Source organism: Saccharothrix algeriensis (assembly GCF_016907655.1).
GTDB classification, from domain to species: Bacteria; Actinomycetota; Actinomycetes; order Mycobacteriales; family Pseudonocardiaceae; genus Actinosynnema; species Actinosynnema algeriense.
The window spans coordinates 4,324,680-4,348,519 of the sequence record NZ_JAFBCL010000001.1; the positions used below are offsets into that span (position 1 = coordinate 4,324,680).

The window sequence follows — 23,840 nt, forward strand, 5'->3', positions numbered from 1 at the left end:
GGGCCGTATTGAACAAACGCGACATAGGCTGGGGCCGTGCGCGACGAGCGGGAGCTGGACTGGCGGAAGCACCAGCGCCACCGGTTCCTGGAGCCCTCGGCGGACCTCGCGCCGCACGTCGCCCGGTACTGGGTCGTGCACTGGTCCTACGACCGGCCCTACCGGCAGTTGGTCGTGCCCTACCCGAACGTGCACCTGGTGTTCCGGGACGGTCGGGCGACGGTGAGCGGGGTGTCCAGCCGGCACGTGTCCCGGGAGCTGGCCGGCGAGGGGTGGGTGTTCGGCGTCGCGTTCCGGCCGGGGCGGTTCCGGGGCTTCCTGGGCGCGCCCGTGCGGACCATCACCGACCGGACCGTGCCCTCGATGTTCCCCGACCCGGCGGGGCCGGTCGACGTGGCCTCGGTGGAGGAGGTGCTGCGCGCGCGGCTGCCGGAGCCGGACCCCGCCGCGGAGCTGGCGGCCGGGATCGTGGCGGCGGTCGTCGCCCGGCCGGGCATCACCAGGGTGTCGGAGCTGGCCGAGGGGACCGGGCGCAGCCCGCGGCAGCTGCAGCGGCTGTTCGCCGAGCACGTCGGCGTCGGCCCGAAGTGGGTGATCCGGCGCTACCGGCTGCACGAGGTCACGCAGCGGATGGCCGCCGGCGCGCGGATCGACTGGGCGGCGCTCGCGGCCGACCTCGGCTACGCCGACCAGGCGCACTTCGTCCGCGACTTCACCGCGATGTTCGGCGAGACCCCGACCGGGTACGCCGCGCGGTATCACCAGGAGATCTCGCGGCAGCGCTCGGTGGAGTCGCCGGGCTCGACCTGAAGCGTGGCGTGCTCCAGGTCGTACCGGTCGGCCAGCAGGGCCCGCGCGGCCCGGAGCACCTGCGCCGGGTCGGCGTCGGCGCGGGTGGCGAGGTGCGCCGAGGCGACCTCCATGCCGGAGGTCAGCGTCCAGACGTGCAGGTCGTGCGCCTCGGCCACGCCCGGCAGCCGGTTCAGCTCGGCCAGCACCTCGGCGAGGTCGAGCCGCTCGGGGGCGTGCTGGAACAGGATGCGCAGCGCGCCGGAGGCGAGCTTCCAGGTGCGGGGCAGCACCCACAGGCCGATGGCGACGCCCATCACCGGGTCGGCGTAGCGCCAGCCGAACAGCAGCGTCACGGCGCCGCTGAGCAGCACGCCGACCGAGCCGACGAGGTCGGCCAGCACCTCCAGGTACGCGCCGCGCACGTTGATGCTGTCCTTCGCGCCCTCGCGCAGCAGCAGGAACGAGACGACGTTGGCGACCAGGCCCGCCGCGGCGGCCAGCACGACCGGCAGCCCCGGGACCTCCGGCGGGCTGCCGAAGCGGCCCGCGGCCTCGACCACGACGTAGCCGGCGACGCCGAACAGCAGCACGGCGTTGGCCAGCGCGGCCAGCACCTCGGCCCGGTAGAGGCCGAAGGTGCGGCTGCCCCGGGTGGTGGCGCGGCGGGCCAGCAGGATCGCCGCGAGCGCCATGCCGACGCCCAGGACGTCGGTGAGCATGTGGGCGGCGTCGGAGACGAGCGCGAGCGAGCGCGTCGCGAAGCCGACGACGAACTCCACGACCATGAACGCCGCCCCGATGCCGAAGGCGGCCCACAGGCGGCCGAGGTGCTTGGCGCCGCCCGACGAGACCCCGTGGCCGTGACCGTGACCCATGCCTCGGAACATATAGTCACATGCGCATGAGTGCAACAGGGGGTCAGGTGGCGCCGACCACCCGTCCCAGCAGGCGGACCAGCCGGGGGGACACCCGGCCGACGGCCTGCGCGAACCGCGCCTCGGGCGTCACCGCGACGACCACCTCGTCGCGTTGTACCGCCCGGAACACCCGGTCGGCCACCTTCTCCGGTCGGTAACCGCGCAGCCGGTAGGCGCGCGCCGCCCTCCGCTGCCGCTCGGCCTGCTCCTGCCCGTCGGCGCCGGCGAACCGGGTGGTGGCGGCGATGCCGGTGGCCACGACGCCGGGGCAGATCGCGCTGACCCCGATGCCGTGCGGTTCCAGCTCGGCGGCGAGGCACTGGGCGAGCATCAGGACGGCGGCCTTCGTGGCCGAGTAGGCGGGCAGCGCGGGAGTGGGGAAGTAGCCGGCCATCGACGCCGTGACGACGAGGTGCCCGCCCTCGCCCCGCTCGACCAGGTGCGGCGCGAAGGCGCGCAGGGTGTGCACGACGCCCCAGAGGTTGACGTCGACCACCCGGCGCCAGTCGTCTTCGGAAGTCCGGAGGAACGACCCGGCCAGCCCGACGCCGGCGTTGGCCATGACGACGTCGGGCACGCCGTGCCGCCGCCGGACGGTCTCGGCGACCTCCCGGGTGGCGGCGCCGTCGGCCACGTCGAGCCGGTAGGAGTGGCCGCCGGTGTCCGCGGCGGTCCGCGCGGCGGCCTCGGCGTCCACGTCGAGCGCCACGACCTCCGCCCCGTCGGCCGCGAACCGCAGCGCCGTGGCCCGCCCGATCCCGCTGCCCGCGCCCGTGACGACGACCAGCCGCCGGCGCCGCCGGCCGTCCACGAAGTCCCCGATGAGCCGGGCGACGTGCCCGGGGTGGGTGCGCGGGGCCCAGTGGCCGGCGACGAGGTGGCTGCGCGTGAGGTCGTCGGTCCAGGGCTCGGCGGCCTCCAGGTGCCGCGCGGAGACGTACGGGTCGTTCCGCAGGGCGATCTGGTGCACCGGCACCCGGACCCGCCGGGGCCGTGCGGCGCGCCCGACGTTCGCGCGGTACAGCTCCAGCCCGTTGACCAGGGTGCGGAGGTCGGCCCGGAGCCGGCGGCGGACCAGCGGGACCCGCCACACCAGCTCGGGCAGCACCGGGACCAGGAACCCGGCGATGTACCAGGACCGGCGCAGGAGGCCGACCACCTCGGCCGGTCGGGTCGCGTGCCGCCGCACCCAGGCCCCGACCTGCCCCAGGTCCGGCCCGGAGATGCTGGTGAACGACAGGAACGCCGAGGGGTGCTCGGCCACCGCCCGCCAGCCGACCACCGACCCCCAGTCGTGCCCGACGAGGTGCACCGGCCCGCGCCCGCCCACCACGGCCAGCAGGTCCCGGACCAACCACTCGATCCGATACCCGTCCCGCTCCCCGGGCGCCCCCGACCCACCGGCCCCCCGCCAGTCGAACCGAACCACCCGGAACCGCTCCCGCAGCCCCTCCACGACCCCGTCCCACACCCGGAGGTCGTCCGGGAAGCCGTGGGCGAGCACCACGACAGGCCCCCCTTCAACCCCTTCCTCGACCACCCGAATCCGCAGGTCAGCGCTCTCGACGAACCTCTCACGCACCCCATCCACACCCTGGAGGGTAGGGGGTGCGCAAGGGGTCCGACACGCCTGCTAAGCTTCTGCTCGTAGCTGCGGCCCCCGTAGCTCAGGGGATAGAGCACCGCCCTCCGGAGGCGGGTGCGCAGGTTCGAATCCTGCCGGGGGCACACTGCGAAAAAGCCCGCTGAGCAGCGAAAATGCAGCCCGGCGGGCTTTTTGCTTGTCCGGCTGTGTCCGGCCAAAATCGGCCGTTTACGGGTGTCTGTGCCCATGCTGTGCCCACGGAACTTCGCGGATCTTCCGATAGGCAGCGAATCAGGCCCTGCTGGAGGTGTCCTCAGTCACGTCACTCTGCGTCGACTTCAGCCCCTTCTCCACCAGCGCGCGGATGGTGTCGTTGGAGCCGCTGAGCACGTGGGCGTAGATCCGGAACAGCACCTCCAGGGAGCGCCCTGCCCACTCGGCGACCTGCTTCGGCGGCATGCCGGAGCTGAGCCACAGCGAGATGCCCGCGTGGCGCAGGTCGTAGGGCGAGGCGGCCAGGTCGGTTGCCGCCAGCTCGGGTGGCAGTGCCTTCTGCCTGGCCTTGCGCCAGGCCCGCAGGATCGTCAGCTTGGGCAGTTCGTCGTTGTTGCGCTCGCCGCGGAACAGGCGGCCGTCCGGTGCCGTGCCGAAGGTGCGGATGTGGCGGTGCAGCAGGGCGGTCAGCTCGGGTGGGCTGGGGACCGGGCGGATCGTGCCCCGGTCGCGCTGCTTGAGCTGGCGGTCGTCCCGGTTCTTCCCGCTGTCGGTCCAGTACTTGCCCGCGTGCGTGCGGGCGGTCTCCAGGTGGATCTCCCCCCATCCCTCTTCGGGGAGGGCGAGCTGGTGCTTGGACAGGCCCGCGGCCTCCTCCGGGCGCATCCCGGCGTAGTAGAGGCAGGCGAAGAACGCCACCAGGCGCGGGCCGCTGCGCTTCTGCACGCGCACGGCGTCCAGGAGCTCGCGCACCTGCGCGGGGTTGGTGACGCGGCGCCGGTCGATGGCCTGGACCGTCTTGCGCGGCGCGATCCACTTCAAGGCCGGGACGGGGTTGGCGTCCAGGAGCTTGAGCTCGTGGGCGGCGTACTCCATCGCCGTGCCGAGGATCTTGCGCTGGCGTGAGACCACGCCGTCGAGCTTGATCGCAAGCTTGTCCGGCAACGGGCGAAGCACCTTCGGGTCGCTCAATGCGGAGACGGGCAAGGTGTTCTCGGCGACCCACTTCAGGGTCCGGCGCACGTCCTCGGGCGCGTCGGCCCGCCGGACGGTCCGGATGAGGTCCTCGCCTACCTCGCTGAGGAGAGCAGCCCTGGCCACCTCGTCCGGTGGTTCTGGTCGAGGCTGCGAGACCAGTACCGGCCAGTAGTTCGCCGGGCCAACCGGCTCGTGTCGGCCGAGCGCCTAGAGACGGGAGTTTGACCTACACCCCGGAACAGGTCGAGCAGCTCCTGCCGAGAGTCTGGGGCGGGACGTGGGCCTGGGGGATGCAGAACCCCCAGGCCCCGGACCCGGACATGCCCCGAGCAACGAGCGTCGCCTCTCAGAGCGGCACTTAGAGCCGGTCTCATGTGGTGGTTTTGGTGAGTTGTGTGAAGCAGATGAGGGTGGCGGCGAGGGTGGCGAAGGCGCAGTAGTTGTCGGCGTGACGTTCGTAGCGGACGACCAGGCGGCGGTGGCCGGACAGCCAGGCGATGGTGCGCTCCACCACCCAACGGTGCCGGCCGAGCCGGTCGGAGGAGTCGACGCCCTTGCGTGCGATGCGCGGGACGGTGCCGCGCGCGCGTAACCATCGTCGGAGGTGGTCGATGTCGTAGACCTTGTCCGCGTGCGGCTTCGCGAGCCGGAAACGGCGGGGTCCACGTCGGGACCGGACGCGCGGAACGGCGCGCAGCATCGGCTTCCAGCGCCTGGCTGTCGTGCAGGTTCGCCGCGGACACCCCGATCGCGAGCGGCAGGCCGGCACGGTCGGTCACCAGGTGGATTTTTCGAGCCCGGTCTGCCCCGGTCGACCGGGCTCGGGCCGGTCAGGGAGCCCCCTTTTTCGCCTGGACCGACGCGCTGTCCAGAATCGCCCGCGACCAGTCGACCATGCCCTGAGCGCCAAGGCGGTCGAGCGCCGCCTGGTGCAGCCTTCGCCAGAGGGCGGCCTCGGTCCACTGCGTGAACCGCCGGTGCGCGGTCGGGGCCGAGACACCGAACGACGGAGGCAGATCCCGCCACCGACACCCGCTGGTCAGCACGAACACGATCGCGGTAAACACCGCCGATCGTCCACCGGAGCCGTCCCACCACCCTGCGGACGCACCGCGAACCCCGGGACCAACGGCTCCACCAGCACCCACAACTCGTCCGGTACCAACCGCAACGCCAACCGATCAACCACAACACAACATCATGGCAGCATCACAACTACCACGTGAGACCAACTCTTAGAGCTCGGCCGCTGCCCACAGTCTGCTGCGATGCCTGTGCGCCACCGCTAGCGAGTGTGTCCCATTGGGGTGAGTCGACGCCAGCTACACCGGCACCCTGCGCTGCTCTACTGCGCTCACTCAACTCTTCATCTGGTGGTGGGAGTCGCGCAGCGCCTGAATTGCCGCTACTTCCGTGCTACCCAGAAAGTGGGCGGTCGAGCGTGCACTGACCCGGGTGGTTGACACCCCCCCGCTGCATCTGCGACTACGAATATTTACGCCACTCTCATGAGACCATCGCCTCCTGGCCCATAATTCCTATCGTCGGCCGCCGGCAAACCCAACCACAATAGCTTGGAAGCAAGCACTTGTACCGCAACCGACATGCGGGCTGGCAGAACGTAGGCACGACAACGTACAACTGTTGTATGAACTCCGAAGCTGTAATGTCGTGTCCAGTGCGCTGTGACTACATATTTGCTGGGAAGCAGTGGGAGGTGGCATATAAAAATGGCGGTGTCGGAGCATGGCGGAAGTCGGCTCGGTTGCTCTGGTCTTCGAGAGCCCTCGGTCACGCCCCTACTACGCAGTTGATATGTATCTCTACCCAATCAAGCGAGTGCCGCCCCAAATCCTCTGATAGCTGGGAAGGAAGTAGGCGACCCAGGCGGCCAGGGTTTCCCATGCATCCGCCGGATCGTCAACGGAGTGACTAACTTCGTCACAGATCTCAACGAGCCGCTGGACCGCCTTCATGGTAGTCAGGTTACTGCACTCTCGTGCAATCCTTCCGGGGAACCCTTGGCGAAGGATGGCTCCCACATACGTATTGAATACATCCTCAGTCGGCAGCCCGTTGGGCACGCCCAGCGCGTCTAGGTCGGGTCGAACGAGATCCACCACGCTATCTTCCCGCTGTCCGGCGTACACACGCCAAAGAACACCTGGGGGCCTGTAGCTAGGCAACCAGTCGGTGCGGTCCACTGCCCTGACGGATGTTCGAACAGACCGTGTGGGCAACGTAGCAGCAGCAGCGAGGATTGCGTCACGGTCTGTTTCGTCGGCGATGGAGGATGTCGCTCGCAGCACGGCTATTAGTTCCACAAGTGCTGGATCCTGCGCTGACGTTTCCACGAGAATCTCGACAGCACCAGGCCGAATCCAGCCTAGGCCATTGACGGTCACGTTCGCAGAGCCGACCAAGGCACGGATGCCGACCACGTATGCCTTCGCATGCACAACCGGTTGCAACGCGACCGTCCCACCGCGTTCGCTGATTAGATCGAATGCCCGCGGGTCGCTCACTCCGTTAGCGACCTCATCGGGTCGCCAACGCGTGTAGACCGTTAGTGAACACTTATCCGACAATGCGGACAGAATAGGCTGGATTCCTGGAACGGTGATAAAGGGCGCGATGATCGTAAGGTCTTCCGCGTCACGCACCAGCGCCAGGACTCGATCTCCACAGTGCTGTGGATCGAAGCCGGCTCGAGTCATGCGTGATCCTCTCCATCCTGGCTTTCATCCTCCTCGCCGAACGGTGAGGCCGCCTTGAACGCCTCGTCCTCGACATACTCCGCGAGTCGGCGTCCCCATCCGTCTCGGAATTCCTGAAGCTGTCGATACTGCGGACTCGTCCTGTGTTCATTCTCAAGTCGTGACCAAGCCAGTAGGAGCCAGGTGATTGTATCGGCGCTTTGTACGAGCAGGTTCTTGGCGTCGGCTTCGCTCATTTCCTGAATCTGCTCACCCGACAACTGCAGAGGCTCAATCAGCTTCTTGTAGGCGGGGTGGGCGTTGTTTAGGCACAGAATCTCGAGGTTGAGAGCCTCGTCGGGCCAGAAGAACGCATTGAGCTGCTTAACAGGACGCTTGATCACCTGGACGGTGACGCCGCGTTGATAGTCAGCGATGACGGCACCGCGGACTTCCGCCGGTACGTCCTGCTCCTCCAAGATCCGATCAATGGCAGCTGCTGCCTGACCAGGATCGGGCTTGGTCTTAGCAAAGGTAGTCTCGCCGGGTGTCGGGCTGACGCCAGATCGAGCCTTCTTGACACTGGATGCAACGTTCGTTACTTGAGGCCGAGCTCGGCGAGGGCCGGCGGTAGCGTTCTTCTCGTCCTTTCCTTCGGCCTTCATCTGGGTAGCAAGTTCCACCAGCTGAAATGCCATGTCGTACAGTTCTGCAATAGGATGATCTTCGTCGAAGAGCCCTTGCTCCAGCGCTTCGGTTTTTGTGAGTCGATGTTCACGGACAAGTCGAAGTGCCTGCGTGAAAGTCGGGGCGTCCTGTTTGTTATTCGTGACCCCGAATACCTCGTCGAGGCAGGGGTCGAATGTGACTTCGATGCCCCACCACCGGTCCGTTGCTTCGGAGGCGAGTGTCTTTTCCAAGACCAACTCTCGGTCGGCCCGTATGACAGAGATACCGGAGTTGTCGCGGGCGTGGCGGCCTTGGTGCGTATCCTTGCCGGGATTGCGGCCGGGCCTGGACTGTGGCTTTGCCAGGGAGAGCCGTACGTGAACCGTCGAGGTTCCCTGGCCATCCAGGCGTTGAATGGGGAAGTCGCGCGGTGAGGTGTAGTGCTCGCTGAACGGCGGCTCATCCGTTATGCGCACTTTGCTTTCGGTGCCGTCCTCGGCGATTTCCGACCTTTCCCAATATTCCAGAGTCGTAGCGCATGGCGACTGCAAGTAGAGCGGGTCGTTCGGGCGGACGTCATGGAAAATTTCTGGTCCGAGTAGTGTCTCTCCTTCCATGATCGCTACCTTGACACTGCGTTGCCGTGTAGTGGAGGTGAGGAAGTTGCGGTAGACACGACCGAGGAGATTCTCGGTGTGCGCGAACATCGCATCCGCGCGCACCCACCGCAGCTTGTCGAGTACGGTCCACCGGATCGCGGTTCCGCTATAAACCGGCTGGCCTGTCTTCGTATCGGGCACTGCGTGTGATTTGAACACGTCAAATACCCAATCCGGCATGGGGGTATAGTCAGTGCTTGATGGGTCAGTGGGCCATGGGACCGTGAGGGCTGAGCCCTTTTCGGATGCTTCAACCTCGCTTAAATCCAAGTAGGTGTGGATAGCGTTCTCCGGCTGCGATCCCTGCCACGTCCATACGTCCGTACGCTTGCACTGCGACACACTGGCTTGCGGTAGCCCCATGCCAAATCGACCGATCCCCGACCGGTCGTCGTATTTGCCGGAGCCACCGAAGGACAGTGCAAGGTTAAGTGCCTCATCCGTCATTCCAACACCGTCGTCAATGACCCAAATCTCATCGACGCGGTTGGACGCGCGAGTCCTGCCCTGTACCTTGCGCTGTACAATGACTAGGAGGACGGTGTTAGCGTCGCCCCATTGAAACGAATTGTCGATAAGCTCGGCCAGGGCGTAGTCGGTTCCCTTGTATCCGGTATCACGGATAGACTTGACCGTCTGCGAACCAGAGAGGAGAGGCGCTTCCTTCGGCGGATTGGTTGGTGTTACCACAGGTTCTCCCAGTGTGTGAAAGCAGACGCGATGGAGCCGAATGCAGGAACGGATGGATCGACAACCGTCACGACGACGGCCTTCTTGTTGCCACCAGCCTTCGGTCCTCGAATGCCACGGCCGACCATCTGACTGTAGAGCACGAGCGAACGTGTAGGGCGAGCGATCACGACTGCACTGGTCTGCGGAGCATCAAATCCGGTGGTGAGTACCCCATAGTTAACCAGCACGCGGGGCACCGGAGTAGGACTCTTGAACATCCGGATTGCGGTGTCGCGGACTTCCAAAGCTGTAGTGCCGTCAACCGAGTCGGCCAGCACGCCTGAGCATCGCAATGTCGCCGCGATCAAGTGAGCGAGCTCGACGGATGCTGCAAATACGATCACGCGTCGATGCGACTCCTGTATGAGAGTGAGTGTGGCTGTGACGACTGCGGTGAGGTAGTTGTCTTCGTTCAGGCCCAGCTCGACCTGATCGTTGCTGGTGGTTGAGGGTTCCGCATCGACCTCTGGCAGTTCACCGAGGAGGCGGAACTCAGGTTTGGCCAGGTAGCCTTGCTGTATCAGGTACTCGACCGGGTTGGCTGCGGCGCCCGTCTCACCCGTGTCGAGTTCGATCTTCGTGTGCTCGAAGAACTCAGCGAGGTCCTCATCCGTTTGAGATCCGACAAATGTTCGTCCCGGGGTAGCGCTCAGGCCAATGATGGGGGTGATGGGCTGTCCGGCCGCCGACAACTGCTGCACTGTCCGCCGGTAGGTTGGAGCAATGACTTGGTGAGCTTCATCAAAAACGATAAGCCCCAACCGGCGTCCCAGGTCACGGATAAATCCGGGCTCGTCTTGACGTGTGTAGATCGTCTGCAAGCTCGCTACGAGGAGACCATCCGTCAGATCATTGCTATGCCACCCTTCACCACCCCATGCGGTGATTACTGGCACCTCGCGGTTACCCAAGATACCCCAAGCACGATGGAATTCACGCGCTGCTTGGTCGAGGAGTTCCCGGGTGGAGGCGACCCATAGAATCGGACGCCCCTCGTTTTCCCGAAGGATGTCGCAAACCAGGTTCAAGGCCGTCCGGGTCTTCCCAGATCCAGTTGGCATGTGCAACAGCAGCCGGGTCCGACCTTTCCGCAGCAGCGCTTTCAGTTGCGCGATGGCGCGCCGCTGATGCGGGAACAGCCCGTAGGCCGGGCCCGCCTCGGTGGGTAGCGGTGTCGGCGTATCGCTGTGCGTCTCGGGCAGTCCGAGAAAGACAGCTATGCGACCAGCGTTCGTGGTCATGTCTCTCGTGCTCAGCTCGTCGCCATCGAGTGCGAGGCGTGCCGCCAACAGACGACGCGGTTCCTCCGGCAACTCGTACGGTAGCACTCCGGCAGCGACCAGGCGCCGTATAGCGGACAGCGGATCACCCAGGCACGCCAGGGCGAGCACCGCGTCGGTGGGCATCTCGCGGACAAGGCCGTCTCGAACAAGCCTGGTAAGCGTCCGTACTACCCGAGCATCGACGAAGGAGCGCGCATGCGTCGACGCCCTCAAGAGGTCAAAGACGGTGAACTGCTCCATCACACCCGACCATGACATGACAGATGAGCCACCCCTGAGGCTCCCATCACCGCAGGTCTGAGACGACCACTCGACAGCAGGTCAATGAGGAGGTGCAGGCCCCCTGCCCCAGCGCTGCGGACCGTCAAGTGCGCCACCCCATCGACGAAGTCCATCCCAACCGTCCCCTGTGCTGTCGCCCCAAGATCACCACTTGTGGCTCCTTATTAGAGCGGACACCTCTGACATCGCACCGAGAGGCTCACTGTTAACGGCAAGGTCTCGCTTCTGCGGTGTCGTGACTTACCCGAGCCGGTGTCCCAGGTAAGAGCCACGAGGCCTCGTCGAGTACGCAACATCGCTGGTCACAGGCTCTCTACCAGGCAGTAACGGCGATGAGGGCGATCCGGCCAGACAGGGGTTGTGACTAACCGGCAGACATCGTCACGCTCTGTGATTGCGCTCGCTCGCCGGGTATGCCTGCCGGAACTGTCGGAGGGAGTGGTTATGATCGCGATGCACTCCTGGTGGGACGAGAGGGCCTACCGCGAAGATCCACCAGGAGTGACCAACGCATCCGCGAGGCAGTAGGACAGGACATGGACGATGGCTCTGTCGAGGTCGACGTCGTCTACCTCGATTACAACGCGACCGCACCACTACGGCCAGAAGCGCTCGACGTGATCCTGGCTGCGTTCAGCAGAGTTGGCAACGCCTCCAGTGTTCATCAGGCTGGCCGCGACGCCGCCACAAGGGTCGACAACGCCCGCCGACAACTCGCTGACCTGCTCAATTGCCACCCTGCCGAGATCATCTTCACCTCCGGCGCAACAGAGGCGAACAATCTTGCTCTGCGGGCCGCCTATGGCCGCGGAGGGGCACTGGTGACGACGGCGGTCGAGCACCCGGCAGTCCTCGAAACGGCACGAGCCATCACTGCGGGGGCTTCGGGGGCTCTCGTGGTACTGCCCGTCGACAAAGACGGCACTGTTGACTACCGTGCCCTGGACGCGGCGCTCGACCGCGGTGACGTGTCTGTGGTATCAGCCATGCTTGCCAACAACGAGACGGGTGTTCTGACCGACCTGGAGCCCATCGTCAAGGCTGCTCACGACGTTGGTGCGCTTGTGCACACCGATGCTACGCAGTATGTCGGCAGGCTTCCCCTGGATCTTGCCGAACTTGAGGTTGACCTGCTGTCCCTGTCGGCCCACAAGTTCGGCGGCCCACAGGGCATCGGGGCGCTCGTCGTGCGGCGCGGCACCTCCCTGCCCTACATGCCGCTGCTGTTCGGCGGTGGTCAAGAACGCGGGTGGCGGGCTGGCACGCTGAACGTTGCTGGGATCGCCGGGCTCGGAGCTGCCGCAGACACGGCGCGACGGCAGCTCAACGAAGAAGCCGCCCGTGTTGCCGAGTTGCGCGATGTGTTCGAAGCAGAACTGGTCGCGCGGGTACCCGACTGCGTGATCAACGGTAAGCGCGTGCCCCGCCTTCCCGGAGTCACGAGCGTGACCTTCCGCGGGGTGCCGGCGGACGCTGTACTAGCCGCGATGCCGGACGTCGCGGCGTCGGATGGCAGCGCGTGCGCCTCCGGGGCTCCAAGTCCTAGCCACGTCTTGCTTGCGATGGGACTCAGCCGTGAAGATGCCGATGCGACGGTGCGCTTTTCGCTCGGTTATGCCACGAGCAGGCGCGATATCGAACGGTCCCTCGCTGCGGTCGCGCGTGCTGTCGGGCGTACCCGCACTGTCTTGGCAGCCACCGCCTGCCGCTAGTGTTCGCCGCTACTGCCTTTATAAGCTTGCTTGTAAATTGAAAGGATTTGTCTGATGCCCGATAGCCGCCTTGCCGATGCCGCCGAACCGAAGTTCGGGCGCCACGAAACATTTGCGCCGCGCTTCGGCTGGTTGCATAAGGCGTACATGGCGGTAAAGGAGGACAGTGAAACATTCCACCGGGAGGACGCGCCGGTAACACTCGGGGTTGGCAAGAACATGGTCAACGCCATGCGATACTGGTGCCAGGCTTTCAAGCTCACCGAGGAGCACCCACACAGGGATCCGTCCTACCGAGCATACGTCGCATCGCCGACGTGGCGGGCTAGGTGGCTGCTCGACGAGGAAGGCGCCGACCCCTACCTAGAGGACACGGGTAGTTTGTGGTTGCTTCACTGGTGGTTGCTCTCGTCCACCCCTGAGGCTAAGTGCCTGGCTCCGAGCTGGTACGTGATGTTTCATCTCGCCCCGTTGTCTCGAGAGACATCTGAGGGGATGGCGACGGTTATTACTCGGCACGTCCACGAGGGCTATGACGAAGAGCTATGGCCAGCTTCAGAGTCCATTGGCCGCGACGTTGACTGTCTGATCAAGATGTACGCGCTTGATCAAGAATTCAACCCACTGTCGCCGGGCAGTTTCGAGGATCTGCTGGCCTGTCCGTTCCGTGAGCTTGGCTTGTTGGAAGGACAAGGCAGAGGTAAAGGACGAGAATGGCTGTTCACCATCGGGTCTCGTTCCAACCTGCCGGCAGCAGTGCTCGCCTATGCATGCTTGGACTATGCTTCACAGTTTTCGTCCAATGCCGGGTCCATCTCGCTCGCCCGGCTCGCCAACGAGCCTGGCGCTCCAGGTCGAGCCTTCCGAGTCGGTGAGCCCGAGCTCACTAAGGCCATCGAAACACTGGTCAACGACCATCCTGAGCTCCAGATCGTGGAGGCACTCGGCCAGAGAAGCCTCGCCTTCGCTGCGTCGCCGCAAGCCCTTGCCTGGGATGTGCTCGACGAGCACTACGGCCGAGTCCGCGAACGCCAAGGGTTCCCCACTCCACAGATGTGGTCCCAGAAATACCCCAGCCTTGATCGCGGCAATCGTAAGCGTCCGCGTAAGAAAGCTACCTCTCATGCTGAGGGGTTGGCGCTGATGGAGGAGAACGCGTGACAACCGCAGCCAATATTGCGCGACGCACTCGCCAGACCAAGATCGTCGCGCAAATTCCCGAGGGAATCAGCTTGGTTGGTTCCGAGATGCGGTCCACCAACCTCGAGCGGGATGTCCGTGATCAGCACCTGTACTCACCCTATGTCGGGGCGCGAGCGCTGGATGTCCTTGACCGCATCACGAATGCGATCGCTGATCTCAAACGCACCCGATCATTTTCGTTCACCGGCCCTTATGGATCGGGCAAGTCTACTTTGGCAAACTTGTTCGATGCGTTTCTCGGGCACGATCCCGTCCGCCAGTCCGAAGCTGAGGCTGCCGTCGCAGCGACTAACCATGGTCTTGCCGCACGGTTGGCTCGGGTGCGCGACGAATTTGCGCCACAGGGTTTTTTGGGGGCCGTTGCAACTGCCGACCGCGAACCGCTTGCAACAACAGTGCGACGCGCATTGTGCACAGCTGCCGAACGCCGGTGGAAGAAGCGACCGCCGAAATCCGTAGCGCAGGCGCTGACGGCATGCATGGGTCACAGTGTGCCTACCACCGAGAGCCTCGTGGAATTGGTCAGCGCATTGTGCGCCGAGGCGCCTGTACTGTTGATCATCGACGAGTTCGGTAAAACGTTGGAACACCTCGCTGCTGAGGGCGACTCCAGCAGCGCAGGGAACGACGTGTACCTACTCCAGGTTCTTGCTGAAAAGGGCGCAGGGCGCTCCGGGTTGCCGCTGTTTATGGTCACCCTTCAGCATCTGGCCTTCACGGACTACGCCGCGCGCTCCAGCAGCATTCAAAGTAAGGAATGGGCAAAGGTTCAGGGCCGCTTCGAAGACGTCACCTTTACCCCAAATCTCGGTGACGCTGTTCACTTGCTGCGGCGCCGCCTTGACCTGTCCTTGGTCACGCCAGTCGGCCGTGGCCTGATCGACGCACAGGCCCGGGCTGCGGCCGAGGCATGGAATATACACGCGCTGAACGCCATTGTGGACATCTCAGAAAAGATGTTCGCTGACCTCTATCCGCTGCATCCGCTTACGGCGATCGTGGCACCACTCCTGGCGGCGCAGATCGGTCAGCACGATCGCAGCCTCACGGGCTTCCTGGGAAGCGACGAGCCACACACCGTGCGCCGTGCCCTCGACACATTGACGGTCGAGGCTCCGACCCAAGCGTCCACCCTGCGCCTGCCACAGTTGTACGACTACTTCTTCGCCTCCGGACGAACCACTCTCCTCGCTTCAGCTAATGCCAGTCGATGGCTCGAAGTGGACAGCCGAATCAACGAGGCACACGGACTGCCACTCGAGGACCAGGATGTCCTTAAGACGATCGGCACCCTGAACTTGATCGATGTCGACGGTGTCCTCCGCGCGACGCCCGCTATGATCCAGTTCGCGCTGCACGACCCGGTCGACGCGCAGAACACCGAGCGTTTCGCGGCTCTACAGAAGTGCCTTGACAGACTAGAAGCCAACAGCTTCGTCGTTCACCGCGAATACAGTGATGAGTATCGTATCTGGCAAGGTACGGACGTCAAGATCGACAAGCGTGTCAACGATATTGCGGCCCGTCTTGAAGCATCCGATGTTGTCCGTTATTTTAACCAACAGCTAGGAACGGTACTTCCCGTGGCGGTCGTGGCTGGCGGACATAGCCAGCGCACGGGCATGCTGCGCTACTTCCGGACCGCGATCAGCCACCGCACGGACAAGCTGCCAGGCCCTGAGGTGGTCACAGACGCCTCCGATGGCCTGATGGTCTACCACTTCGGCTCGCTCATCGACCGGCCTGTAGTCAACTCACCACTGCCAGTTCTGATCGGAACCAGCAGCAAGTCTGTGACAGTTCTCCAAGCTGGGATCACCCTCGTCGCCCTCCAGGAACTTCTTGAGGACCAAACACTTGACCGAGTAGCGTCCAGTGAGATCAAAGAGCGTATCGCGGACATCTCACACCGTATCGGTAGCTTGCTCGACGAGGCGTTCAACCCTGTCAGTCCGCATTCTTCCTGGCACCTCTGGGATTCGGGTAACGACACTAGTTCCGAACCGCGTGAGGAGATCGGGGCGCGCAGCTACTCTGGTTTGGTTTCCAAAGCGTGTGATGCGATGTACCCGTTTACTCCTCACATCCGCAACGAAATGGTAGGGCGTCATCAGCTCAGCAGTATTGCCGCTAAAACCCGTCGTGAACTGTTGACTGCGATGCTGCAGAAGTCTGGCTACCCCCTGCTCGGCTACGACACCGGCCGGTACACGGCTGAACGTGCAATGTACGCCGGAGTGGTGCAATACCTTGGTCTGCACCGCGAAGCCGATGCGTTCAGCAGCAATTCGGCCACCAACGGCATCTTCACGCACGGCATCTCCCGCCCCAGAAAGGGTCAGGAAAACGGCAGCATTCATCCCGCTTGGGAAGCCCTCGAAGAGGCGCTGACTAGCGCGAAGCAACCTACCCCTATCGTGGACATTTACCACCAGCTCATGTCTCCTCCATATGGGGTCAAAGCTGGTGTGGTTCCGATTCTGGTGGTCACCGCTCTAATGTTGCGCTCCGAGGATGTTGCTCTGTTTGAGGAGGGCAACTACTGCCAGCGGCTGACCGCCGACATCATCGAACGCATTAACGTTCCATATCCGGATCGCTTCACGGTCAAGGCCATGCCGATCGGACGCGGCCAGCGCCGGCTCGTAATTGACGGTCTGGCCTCATTTCTGAAAGTCGACGCTCCCGCTTCGCCATCGGCCCGCAACCCCAGATTGCTTGCGGTCACCCGGGCGATGTTGGAACGGGTTATGGTGCTCGCTCCGTACGCACGGCAAACACAACGCCTCAGCCCGGATGCGCTCACAATCCGAGACGTTCTGTTCGAAGCAACCGACCCGGACGAGCTGGTGTTTGCGGCTCTGCCGAAGTCACTGGGATTTGAGCCGATCCTCGTCAACGCAACTAGAGACGAGGTGATGGCCGAAGCCTTCGTCCATAGACTGACCGCGGCTTTGGACGACCTATCCAGTGCTGCCACCGCGCTCCGACAAGAAATAGTAGCGACCATGGGCCGGGCTTTTCGCCTGCCGCCAGACCTCAGTGAACTTCGCTCCGGTCTTACGGAGCGGTTGCGTGGCTTTGCCAACGCTTCCCTTGAGCTCAACCTGCAGGGATTCGTATCCCGTGTGCTCAACAAAAACCTGTCGGATGAGGACTGGCTCGACCCGATCATCATCCGTCTCGCAAATAAAGCTCTGGGAGACTGGACCGACCGAGACGCTGAAGCGTTTCCTCGACAAGTTGAAGAAATGGCAAGGGCCCTCGATCGAGTCAGTCATCTCTATGACGTCCACAATTTTTCTGCGCCGGGTGCACCTGGGGCGCCACCCGAATCCCGACAGATCGAAACCCGCCTACTGACGCTCACCACCCCAGAAGGGGCCGAAGAACGTACCCTCATCCACGTGCCGAAAAAGTCGCGGCAGGCGGCGGGCAAGCTTGTTGTCAGCGTTATTCGGCAAGCCGAGAAAGCGCTCGGCCCCGATGGTGCGCGCATTCTGCTCGCAGCCTTGGCGGAGCGTCTTGCCGCAACCGACTCGGATTCGACCCAGCAAAGGTAGGAGAAGTTGTGACCGATATCAGCAGGTCTAGCGGCAAGAAGCGCCACGTCCTTGGCCTCTCCGGCGGCAAGGACTCTTCGGCACTTGCGATCTACATGCATGGTCGAGTTCCCGAGATGGAATACTTCTTCTGTGATACCGGTGCGGAGCTGCCGGAGACCTATGAATATCTCAACAGGCTCGAGGCGGCGGTAGGCAAGCCGATCGTCCGGCTCAACAGCAGCCGCGACTTCGATCATTGGCTCGAGGTGTACCAGGGTACGCTGCCCAGCCCCCAGATGCGCTGGTGCACCAAGAACTTGAAGATCAAGCCCCTCGAAGAGTGGGTCGGCGACGACGATGTCATCTCCTATGTCGCCATCCGTGCTGACGAGAATAGATTGGGCTACGTCAGCACCAAGCCCAACATCACGGCTGTGTTCCCCTTTCGCGAGGATGGGATCGACCGAGCCGGCGTCGACAGGATCCTCGACGAGGCCGGGATCGGGCTGCCGGACTACTATGAGTGGCGCACCCGGTCGGGCTGCTACTTCTGCTTCTTCCAGCGCAAGCATGAATGGGTGGGGTTGAAAGACCGGCACCCGGAGCTTTTCGAGAAGGCAGTCGCATACGAGGAAAAGGTCAACTACCGGCGTACAGCGATGCAGGACCGGCAGTTCACCTGGTCGCACAACGAGTCGCTGCGCGAATTGATCGAACGCCGAGATGAAATTGAAGCCAAGCACCAAGCGGCACTTGAACGCGCAGCCAAGAGGGTTAAGCCCAACCGTCCACTTCTGGAAATTTTGGCCGATGTGCACGATGAAGACGACGATCAGGGTGGTTGTGCCGTTTGCCATCTCTGACCCAAACGAAGAGTCGCATGTCTCGTGCCTTTCGATAAAACCCGGTGAAGGTGTGAAGCGCGGCGGTGGAAATTTTATTCACGCCTTCATTCAGGCGAAAGGTGAAGCTCGCTCCGGATTACGATCCAGTCGCGCAGATCGTCTTCCGGTGTACTCGGGGACTCAAGCGCCGCAGCTCGGGGATTGATCGGCGAGTAGCTCAAGCTACCGCTCGACACAGTCCTGGGATAGTTGTCGGAATAGACAGCAACCCGATTAGGTACGTCATCGCCGCCGCGCGGCCCTGCAACCACGCCGCCTTCAGGGGGAGGCCCACCGCAGCTACCTGGTACCCAACTACCTAGTGCTGCATCTCGGAACGTTGACCTGCTAATCGGTGTGGTGGGCTGACGGTCCGGGCTGGTCCTCCCATTTCGAGCGGGAGGTGGTCGTGGGTCGTCGTCCGGAGGTTTTCGTCCGGCCGTTGTCCATGGAAGAGGGCCGGAAGTTGGCCCGGATCGGCAGGACGGCGAAGGCCCCGGTGCGGTTGCGTCGGGCGATCGTGGTGTTGATATCCGCCCAGGGCCAGCGGTGCCTGACATCACGTCGTTGATGCAGGTCGGCGCCGACTACGTGCGTGATGTGATCCACGCGTGCAACGAGCGGGGGTTCGCGGCATTGGACCCGGAATGGAGCGGGGGACGCCCGAAGGTGATCGGTGAGGCGGTCCGGCAACGGATCTGCCTGATCGCACGGACATCCCCCGCCTCATGGGGCATCACCGCGTTCTCGACCTGGCCGCTGTCCACGCTGCGCGACCATCTGCTCGACCGCGGCACCGTCGCGACGATCAGCCGGGAGACCCTGCGCCGCATCCTGCACGCCGGCGGCGTGTCCCGGCAGGCCACCACCACCCGGAAGACTTCCACCGACCCGGACCTCCTCACGAAGATGCACCGAATCCTCGACCTCTACGATCACCCTCCCGAAGCCGGGAGGGTGATCTGCAACGACGAGTTCGGGCCGCTCGACCTTCAGCCACGCAAGGGCAAGGCATGGCAGCCGACCGGATCGCCGCGCCGACTACGCGCCACCCACAACCGCCACCACGGCGTGATGCACATGCTCGCCGCACTCGACCTGACCACCGGGAAGATCCACTACCGCATCCACCGCCGCAAGCGGCACCGGGAGCTTCCGGAGCTGCTCACAAGCCCGCGGACACGGTGGCCGGGCCAACGACTCCACCTGGTCATGGACAACTTCTCGCCCCACCGTCACCCCGACGTCCACGCCCGGGCCGCCGTCAACGACGTCGAGTTGGTGTTCCTGCCGACCTACTCCAGCTGGTTGAACTGGATCGGAGCCGAGTTCACCGCCCTGTGCTACTTCATCCTCAACGGCACCGACACCACAGCCACGCCGAGCAGAACGCCACCATCTCCGCCTACATCCGCCGGCGCAACGCCCGAGCCCGACCCAAGACCGGCTTCACCACCGACTCACCCATCCGCACCCGGACCAGTACCCGATCAAGGTTGCGTGATGCAGAACTAGTTGCCAAGGCGGACAAGGACCACCCTGACTACCGACGCACTGTCGATCCCGATGAAGGAGTCGGACTCAACGAACTCGAAGACGACGACGCAACCGTGGTTTGAAGGGGAAATTGCGTACGAGCCCAGGTCGCGGCGAGGCTGTGAAGGGTGAGATCGGTGTGACTCGGTTTCCGCAGGCTGGTCGACGGCAGCCTCCTATTCCCGGAGCTTGCCCAAGTGCGGCGCGTGGCGGCGCGTTTGCCAGGGGTAGATGACGCGTTGAACGGGTTCGGTTCTGTTGCCCTACTGCTGTTTTGGAGGGCCCTGCACGACAGGCTGTTGTGGGACGGCAGGTCGCCAAGGTGAAGGTCACGCACCGCGGTGCGGTGGTGACGGCGACGCCGTCACCACCGGACGGCGCCGGCGTGCGGCTCCTCCCCGGTGGGGTGCGGTACTACCGCGTGGTCGGTCCCGGGGCGGTGGGGCGGGGCGTGGTGGAGCGTTGGGTGATGGCTTCCGCCACTTCCTCGATCGCCCGGCGGATGAGGTTGCCGTAGTCGTCGTCGGCCAGGGCGTGCTGGTGGGCGCGTGCGGCGGTGATGTGGGTGGTGGCGGCGGGGAAGGAGGACAGGCGGCGGAAGTCGTCGGCCAGGTTGAGGTGCAGGGAGGGGTAGAAGGCGGCGATCTGCAGGGTGGCCTGGTGTTGCCGCACGCGGTCGTCGGTCAGGGCTTCGGCTGCGTCCAACGCCCTGCTGTCCCAGACGAGGGCTTCCGCCGGGTCCTCGTGCAGGTCGGCCATGTAGTGCGCGAGCGTGCAGCGGTGGAACGGGTCCCCTGCCGGGCCGATCCGGTCCCAGAGCCGGTGGAGGCGGGCGCGTGCCGCTTCGGTGTCGCCCGCTCGGCCCAGGGTGACGGCGGCGGCGATGTCGGTCATCGTGGGGTCCGGGGTCTGCGTGGTCATCAGGGGCCTTCCTGGGTCAGGGGGCGGACGGGCATGGCCAGGGTGGTCAGGTCGCCGTTGTCGGCGGAGCGGACGACCACCGGCTGGTCGGGGCCTGCCAGGTCGAGCATCAGGTCCGGGCCGATGGCCGTGCTGATCGCGGGGTAGAGGGTGGTGATCGCGAAGTCGACGTCGATCCCCGGACCGGTGACCGTGGCGGGGATCGGTGGCGTGTCAGGGATTCCGCCCGGTCCGACCGCCACCGCGGAGTCGGTGACGCGGAGCCGGACCCGCTGGTCGCGGTGGTGCTCCAGGCGGTGCACCAGCGCGTTGCGCGGGACGAGCACGCGGGTGCGCACCTCGGGCAGGGAGGCCAGGAGCACCCGGTGGTCGGGGAAGGGCCCGGCGAGGGTGCGGCACTCGCGGGTGGTCTCGTCGTCGCCCGCCAGGCGGATGCTCCCGGGGCGGGTGCTCAGGTGGAGCCGGTGCCGGCGCCGCGCCCAGGGCATCGCCGCCCCCAGGTCGTCGGCGTCGACCGTCGCCGACCAGTCCGCCTCGTGGGGGCGGGTCGGCGCCAGCGTGCGGGTCGACAGGCGGTACCGGTCGGTCGCGGTCAGCTCGACGCCGTCGGCGGACACGCCGACGCGCACCCCGTTGAGCACGGGCAGGTCCGGTTCGCGGGTGGTCGCGGTGATGATCTGCTCGACGGCGGCGGCGAACACGGAACCGGTGACGGCGACGGGCGGCGACCAGCGCGTCGGGTCCAGCGAGGCTTTGACCGCCGCGGCGGTCTCCCGCGCCCGGTGCGCGCGCTCGGCCAGGGCCGCGACGTGCTCGTCGATGACCCGGGCGGCGTCGCGGCCGTCGGAGCGCAGGATCTCGGCGACGCGCTCGAGCGGCACGTCGATCTCCCGCAGGCGGCGGATCACGACCGCGCGCTCGACCTGGTCGCTCGCGTAGTAGCGGTAGCCGGACGCCTGGTCGACGCTGGCCGGCCGCAGCAAGCCGGAATCCGCGTAGAAGCGCAGCGCGCTGGCGGTCAGCCCGCTGGCGCGGGCGAAGAGGCCGATCGTGAGCAGTTCGGGCCGGGGCACCCGCCCATCATCGAGTCTCAGGTTGCCTGAGGGTCAAGCCCGGGCGGCCCGCACCGGGGAAACACCATCGGGCGACCTGATCGACAGGACAGCCCGCGGGCACCGGGTTACGGTTTTCCCGGTGTCACGCGGAAAAGGCGCGCCGCGCTTTCGCGTCGGTGCTGCGCGATTCGGCCGGGGGTCGCCCGCAGGAACTGAGGAGTGGCCTTGAAGAGGTATTCGTTGATCCGCGTCCTGGTGGCTCTCGCGACGGTCGCGGCGGGTGCGGTCGGGCCGACCGGCGCGGTCGCCGCGGCCGATCCCGGCCGGTCCGCGATCTTCGGCGGGGGGCCGTTCTACTCCGGCGGTCAGCAGGACGTGGACGTCCTGCGGTCGTCGGGGTTCACCACCGTCATCGTGTGGTCCGTGCACGTCGACGAGGACGGCAGCCTCGGGCTCAACGACACCCGGATCGTGACCAACGGCGCCTACGTCGGCGATCCCGGGTGGCCGGGGCGGCTGCGGGCGCTGAAGCAGCAGCCGACCTCGGTCGACCGCGTCGAGGTGTCGGTCGGCTCGGCGGGCGTCCGCGACTGGGAGAACATCCGCGACCTGATCGCCGAGCAGGGCACCGGGCCGGACAGCGCCCTGTTCAAGAACTTCCGGGCGTTGAAGGACGCCACCGGGGCCGACGCGATCAACACCGACGACGAGTCGGCCTACGACGTCGCGTCGACCGTCGCGTTCGCGCGGATGGCGGAGCGGATCGGCTTCCGGAACTTCACCTTCGCGCCGTACGAGGAGATCCCGTACTGGCAGGGCGTGAAGCACGAGCTGGGCCCGCTGGTGGACCGCGTGTACCTGCAGGTCTACGCCGGTGGCGCCGACAACGACCCGGCGGAGTGGGCGCGGGCACTGGGGATGCCCGTCGACCCCGGGCTGTGGAGCAAGCACGGCGACGGCTGCGCCGCCGGCGACTCCCCGGAGGCCGTGGAGGAGAGGATGCGAGGGTGGAAGGCTTCCGCGGGCATCCCCGGCGGCTTCATGTGGCTCTACGACGACATCAGGAAGTGCGCGGAGTCCGGCGGGCCCACCGCCCGGGAGTACGCGCGGGCGATCAACGCGGCGACCGCCGGCTGACCCGCCGCGGCCGACCCCCGGTTCCACCGCCGGAGGGCCGCGCGGGGATTATTTTCCACCCGTTGGAATAATGCGCGGCGGAGTGGGTGCCACCTGTTCGGGTGAAAGTGATCCGCAGTCGTGCGGAATGCCGGTAATCCGGTCGGGAACTATTCGGGCGCGGGCTGTTTCGCTAGGCTCCCACCATGCTGGTCGAAGTGCTCTCGGCGCACCCGCACGCGCTCCTGGCGCGGAGCGAAACGGCGATCGAGGACCAGTGGCGCCGGGTGCGCGCGCACCGGCGGGCGGTGGCGGACCTCCGGGCGCACCACGTGCTGACCCGGCGCTGGTGGCAGGTCGGCCGGTGGCTGCGGCAGCGGCGCGAGCTGCGCGAGCTGCTGGCGCTGGAGCCCCGGGTCGACCCGGGGCTGCTGATCAGGCGGGAGCGGCAGCGGCACGGCGTGCGGGCCGAGGAGCTGGTCACCGCGGCCCTGGAGCGGCTCGGCGACGACTGGCTGCTGTTCCGCGGCTACGCCAACCGGCGCGGCGAGGTCGACCACCTGCTCGTCGGGCCGGGCGGGGTGTGGGCGATCGAGGTGAAGTCGCGCGGGGTGGTGGTCCACGTCCACGACGACCGCTGGACGTTCGAGAAGTTCGACCGCTACGGCAACCTGGTCGAGAGCGGGTGGCTGCGCGACGGCGGCGGGCGCAGCTGGGGGCGCCAGGTGTCCGACGTGGCCGGCGAGCTGCAGCGGTTCCTGCGCTCCCGGTCCCTCGACGTCGTGGTGCGGCCGGCCGTCGCGGTGGTCCACGAGCGCGCGGAGCTGGGCGAGTTCCACAGCGCCCGCGACGTGCTGCTCAGCATCGGCGCCGACTACCTGGTCAACCACGTCGAGCGGCAGCCGGCCCTGCTCGACGGGTGGACCCGCGACCGGATCGCGGCGCTGGTCCGGCGCGACCACCGCTTCCACGAGGACCGCCGGGGGGACGGCGCGGCGGGCAGCCGCCGCCGGCGGTTGGTGCGGCCACCGTCGTGACCGGTGCGGGCCCCCGCGCGGCGCG

16 protein-coding genes, 1 tRNA gene and 1 pseudogene are annotated in these 23,840 nt (G+C 65.7%); 9 read left to right on the forward strand and 9 right to left on the reverse strand.

What is annotated here, in order from left to right; genetic code table 11:
• Positions 1-36 precede the first annotated feature (36 nt).
• Complete coding sequence (locus JOE68_RS19810) at positions 37-810, forward strand: DUF6597 domain-containing transcriptional factor (RefSeq protein ID WP_204843790.1); 774 nt, start codon at positions 37-39, stop codon at positions 808-810.
• Here the strand turns inward: JOE68_RS19810 and JOE68_RS19815 are convergent.
• Both JOE68_RS19815 and JOE68_RS19820 read right to left on the reverse strand, forming a co-directional pair.
• Positions 759-1,667, reverse strand: coding sequence for a cation diffusion facilitator family transporter (locus JOE68_RS19815; protein WP_204843791.1), 909 nt, complete (start codon positions 1,665-1,667; stop codon positions 759-761). The genes JOE68_RS19810 and JOE68_RS19815 overlap by 52 nt on opposite strands.
• Before the next feature lie 43 nt (positions 1,668-1,710).
• Positions 1,711-3,300: an SDR family NAD(P)-dependent oxidoreductase gene (locus JOE68_RS19820; protein WP_307819765.1), complete on the reverse strand. Its 1,590-nt coding sequence runs from the start codon at positions 3,298-3,300 to the stop codon at positions 1,711-1,713.
• A gap of 65 nt (positions 3,301-3,365) precedes the next feature.
• Between JOE68_RS19820 and JOE68_RS19825 the strand changes: the two genes are divergently transcribed.
• A tRNA-Arg gene (locus JOE68_RS19825) sits at positions 3,366-3,437 on the forward strand.
• A gap of 148 nt (positions 3,438-3,585) precedes the next feature.
• Here the strand turns inward: JOE68_RS19825 and JOE68_RS19830 are convergent.
• The 5 genes and pseudogenes from JOE68_RS19830 to JOE68_RS19850 form a co-directional block, all read right to left on the reverse strand.
• A complete protein-coding gene (locus JOE68_RS19830) occupies positions 3,586-4,452 on the reverse strand; it encodes a tyrosine-type recombinase/integrase (RefSeq protein ID WP_204843792.1) in 867 nt (288 codons plus the stop codon).
• 403 nt (positions 4,453-4,855) lie between these two features.
• A pseudogene (locus JOE68_RS19835) lies at positions 4,856-5,662 on the reverse strand (IS5 family transposase).
• A 646-nt stretch (positions 5,663-6,308) separates the two neighbouring features.
• Positions 6,309-7,202 (reverse strand): phospholipase D family protein, encoded by an 894-nt coding sequence (locus JOE68_RS19840; protein WP_204843793.1) that lies wholly within the window; start codon positions 7,200-7,202, stop codon positions 6,309-6,311.
• A complete protein-coding gene (locus tag JOE68_RS19845) occupies positions 7,199-9,199 on the reverse strand; it encodes an ATP-binding protein (protein ID WP_204843794.1) in 2,001 nt (666 codons plus the stop codon). Before JOE68_RS19845 ends, JOE68_RS19840 begins: the two co-directional genes overlap by 4 nt.
• On the reverse strand, positions 9,193-10,764 hold the full coding sequence (locus JOE68_RS19850; RefSeq protein ID WP_204843795.1) for a DEAD/DEAH box helicase: 1,572 nt from the start codon (positions 10,762-10,764) through the stop codon (positions 9,193-9,195). Before JOE68_RS19850 ends, JOE68_RS19845 begins: the two co-directional genes overlap by 7 nt.
• A 578-nt stretch (positions 10,765-11,342) precedes the next feature.
• Here JOE68_RS19850 and JOE68_RS19855 point away from each other — a divergent pair.
• The 5 genes from JOE68_RS19855 to JOE68_RS19875 all read left to right on the forward strand — a co-directional run bounded on the left by JOE68_RS19855 (position 11,343) and on the right by JOE68_RS19875 (position 19,665).
• On the forward strand, positions 11,343-12,518 hold the full coding sequence (locus JOE68_RS19855; protein WP_204843796.1) for a cysteine desulfurase family protein: 1,176 nt from the start codon (positions 11,343-11,345) through the stop codon (positions 12,516-12,518).
• 54 nt (positions 12,519-12,572) lie between these two features.
• Positions 12,573-13,679 (forward strand): DUF4007 family protein, encoded by a 1,107-nt coding sequence (locus tag JOE68_RS19860; protein WP_204843797.1) that lies wholly within the window; start codon positions 12,573-12,575, stop codon positions 13,677-13,679.
• Entirely contained in the window at positions 13,676-17,284 is a 3,609-nt protein-coding gene (locus tag JOE68_RS19865; RefSeq protein WP_204843798.1) for an ATP-binding protein, read from the forward strand. Before JOE68_RS19860 ends, JOE68_RS19865 begins: the two co-directional genes overlap by 4 nt.
• A gap of 8 nt (positions 17,285-17,292) precedes the next feature.
• A complete protein-coding gene (locus JOE68_RS19870; RefSeq protein WP_307819766.1) occupies positions 17,293-18,129 on the forward strand; it encodes a phosphoadenosine phosphosulfate reductase domain-containing protein in 837 nt (278 codons plus the stop codon).
• A 570-nt stretch (positions 18,130-18,699) separates the two neighbouring features.
• A complete protein-coding gene (locus tag JOE68_RS19875) occupies positions 18,700-19,665 on the forward strand; it encodes an IS630 family transposase (RefSeq protein ID WP_307819767.1) in 966 nt (321 codons plus the stop codon).
• Positions 19,666-20,100: 435 nt separating this feature from the next.
• Here the strand turns inward: JOE68_RS19875 and JOE68_RS31905 are convergent, their stop codons facing one another.
• Positions 20,101-20,607 carry a hypothetical protein gene (locus JOE68_RS31905; protein WP_204843799.1) on the reverse strand — a complete coding sequence of 169 codons (507 nt, stop codon included), beginning with the start codon at positions 20,605-20,607 and terminating at the stop codon, positions 20,101-20,103.
• Complete coding sequence (locus tag JOE68_RS19885) at positions 20,607-21,680, reverse strand: DNA polymerase III subunit beta family protein (protein ID WP_204843800.1); 1,074 nt, start codon at positions 21,678-21,680, stop codon at positions 20,607-20,609. The genes JOE68_RS31905 and JOE68_RS19885 overlap by 1 nt, the downstream gene beginning before the upstream one ends.
• A gap of 201 nt (positions 21,681-21,881) precedes the next feature.
• Between JOE68_RS19885 and JOE68_RS19890 the strand changes: the two genes are divergently transcribed.
• Both JOE68_RS19890 and JOE68_RS19895 read left to right on the forward strand, forming a co-directional pair.
• Positions 21,882-22,799 carry a lysyl endopeptidase gene (locus JOE68_RS19890; RefSeq protein ID WP_372443320.1) on the forward strand — a complete coding sequence of 306 codons (918 nt, stop codon included), beginning with the start codon at positions 21,882-21,884 and terminating at the stop codon, positions 22,797-22,799.
• A gap of 185 nt (positions 22,800-22,984) precedes the next feature.
• The gene (locus tag JOE68_RS19895; RefSeq protein WP_204843802.1) at positions 22,985-23,815 is read left to right on the forward strand and encodes a nuclease-related domain-containing protein; all 831 of its coding nucleotides are present in this window, start codon (positions 22,985-22,987) and stop codon (positions 23,813-23,815) included.
• Positions 23,816-23,840: the final 25 nt, after the last annotated feature.

What these genes read in the sequence shown, in the direction of transcription:
- JOE68_RS19815 (WP_204843791.1), bottom strand. Translation starts at nt 1,667, where the DNA reads ATGGGTCACGGTCACGGCCACGGGGTCTCGTCGGGCGGCGCCAAGCAC.
- JOE68_RS19840 (WP_204843793.1), bottom strand. Translation starts at nt 7,202, where the DNA reads ATGACTCGAGCCGGCTTCGATCCACAGCACTGTGGAGATCGAGTCCTG.
- JOE68_RS19850 (WP_204843795.1), bottom strand. Translation starts at nt 10,764, where the DNA reads ATGGAGCAGTTCACCGTCTTTGACCTCTTGAGGGCGTCGACGCATGCG.
- JOE68_RS19855 (WP_204843796.1), top strand. Translation starts at nt 11,343, where the DNA reads ATGGACGATGGCTCTGTCGAGGTCGACGTCGTCTACCTCGATTACAAC.
- JOE68_RS19860 (WP_204843797.1), top strand. Translation starts at nt 12,573, where the DNA reads ATGCCCGATAGCCGCCTTGCCGATGCCGCCGAACCGAAGTTCGGGCGC.
- JOE68_RS31905 (WP_204843799.1), bottom strand. Translation starts at nt 20,607, where the DNA reads ATGACCACGCAGACCCCGGACCCCACGATGACCGACATCGCCGCCGCC.
- JOE68_RS19895 (WP_204843802.1), top strand. Translation starts at nt 22,985, where the DNA reads ATGCTGGTCGAAGTGCTCTCGGCGCACCCGCACGCGCTCCTGGCGCGG.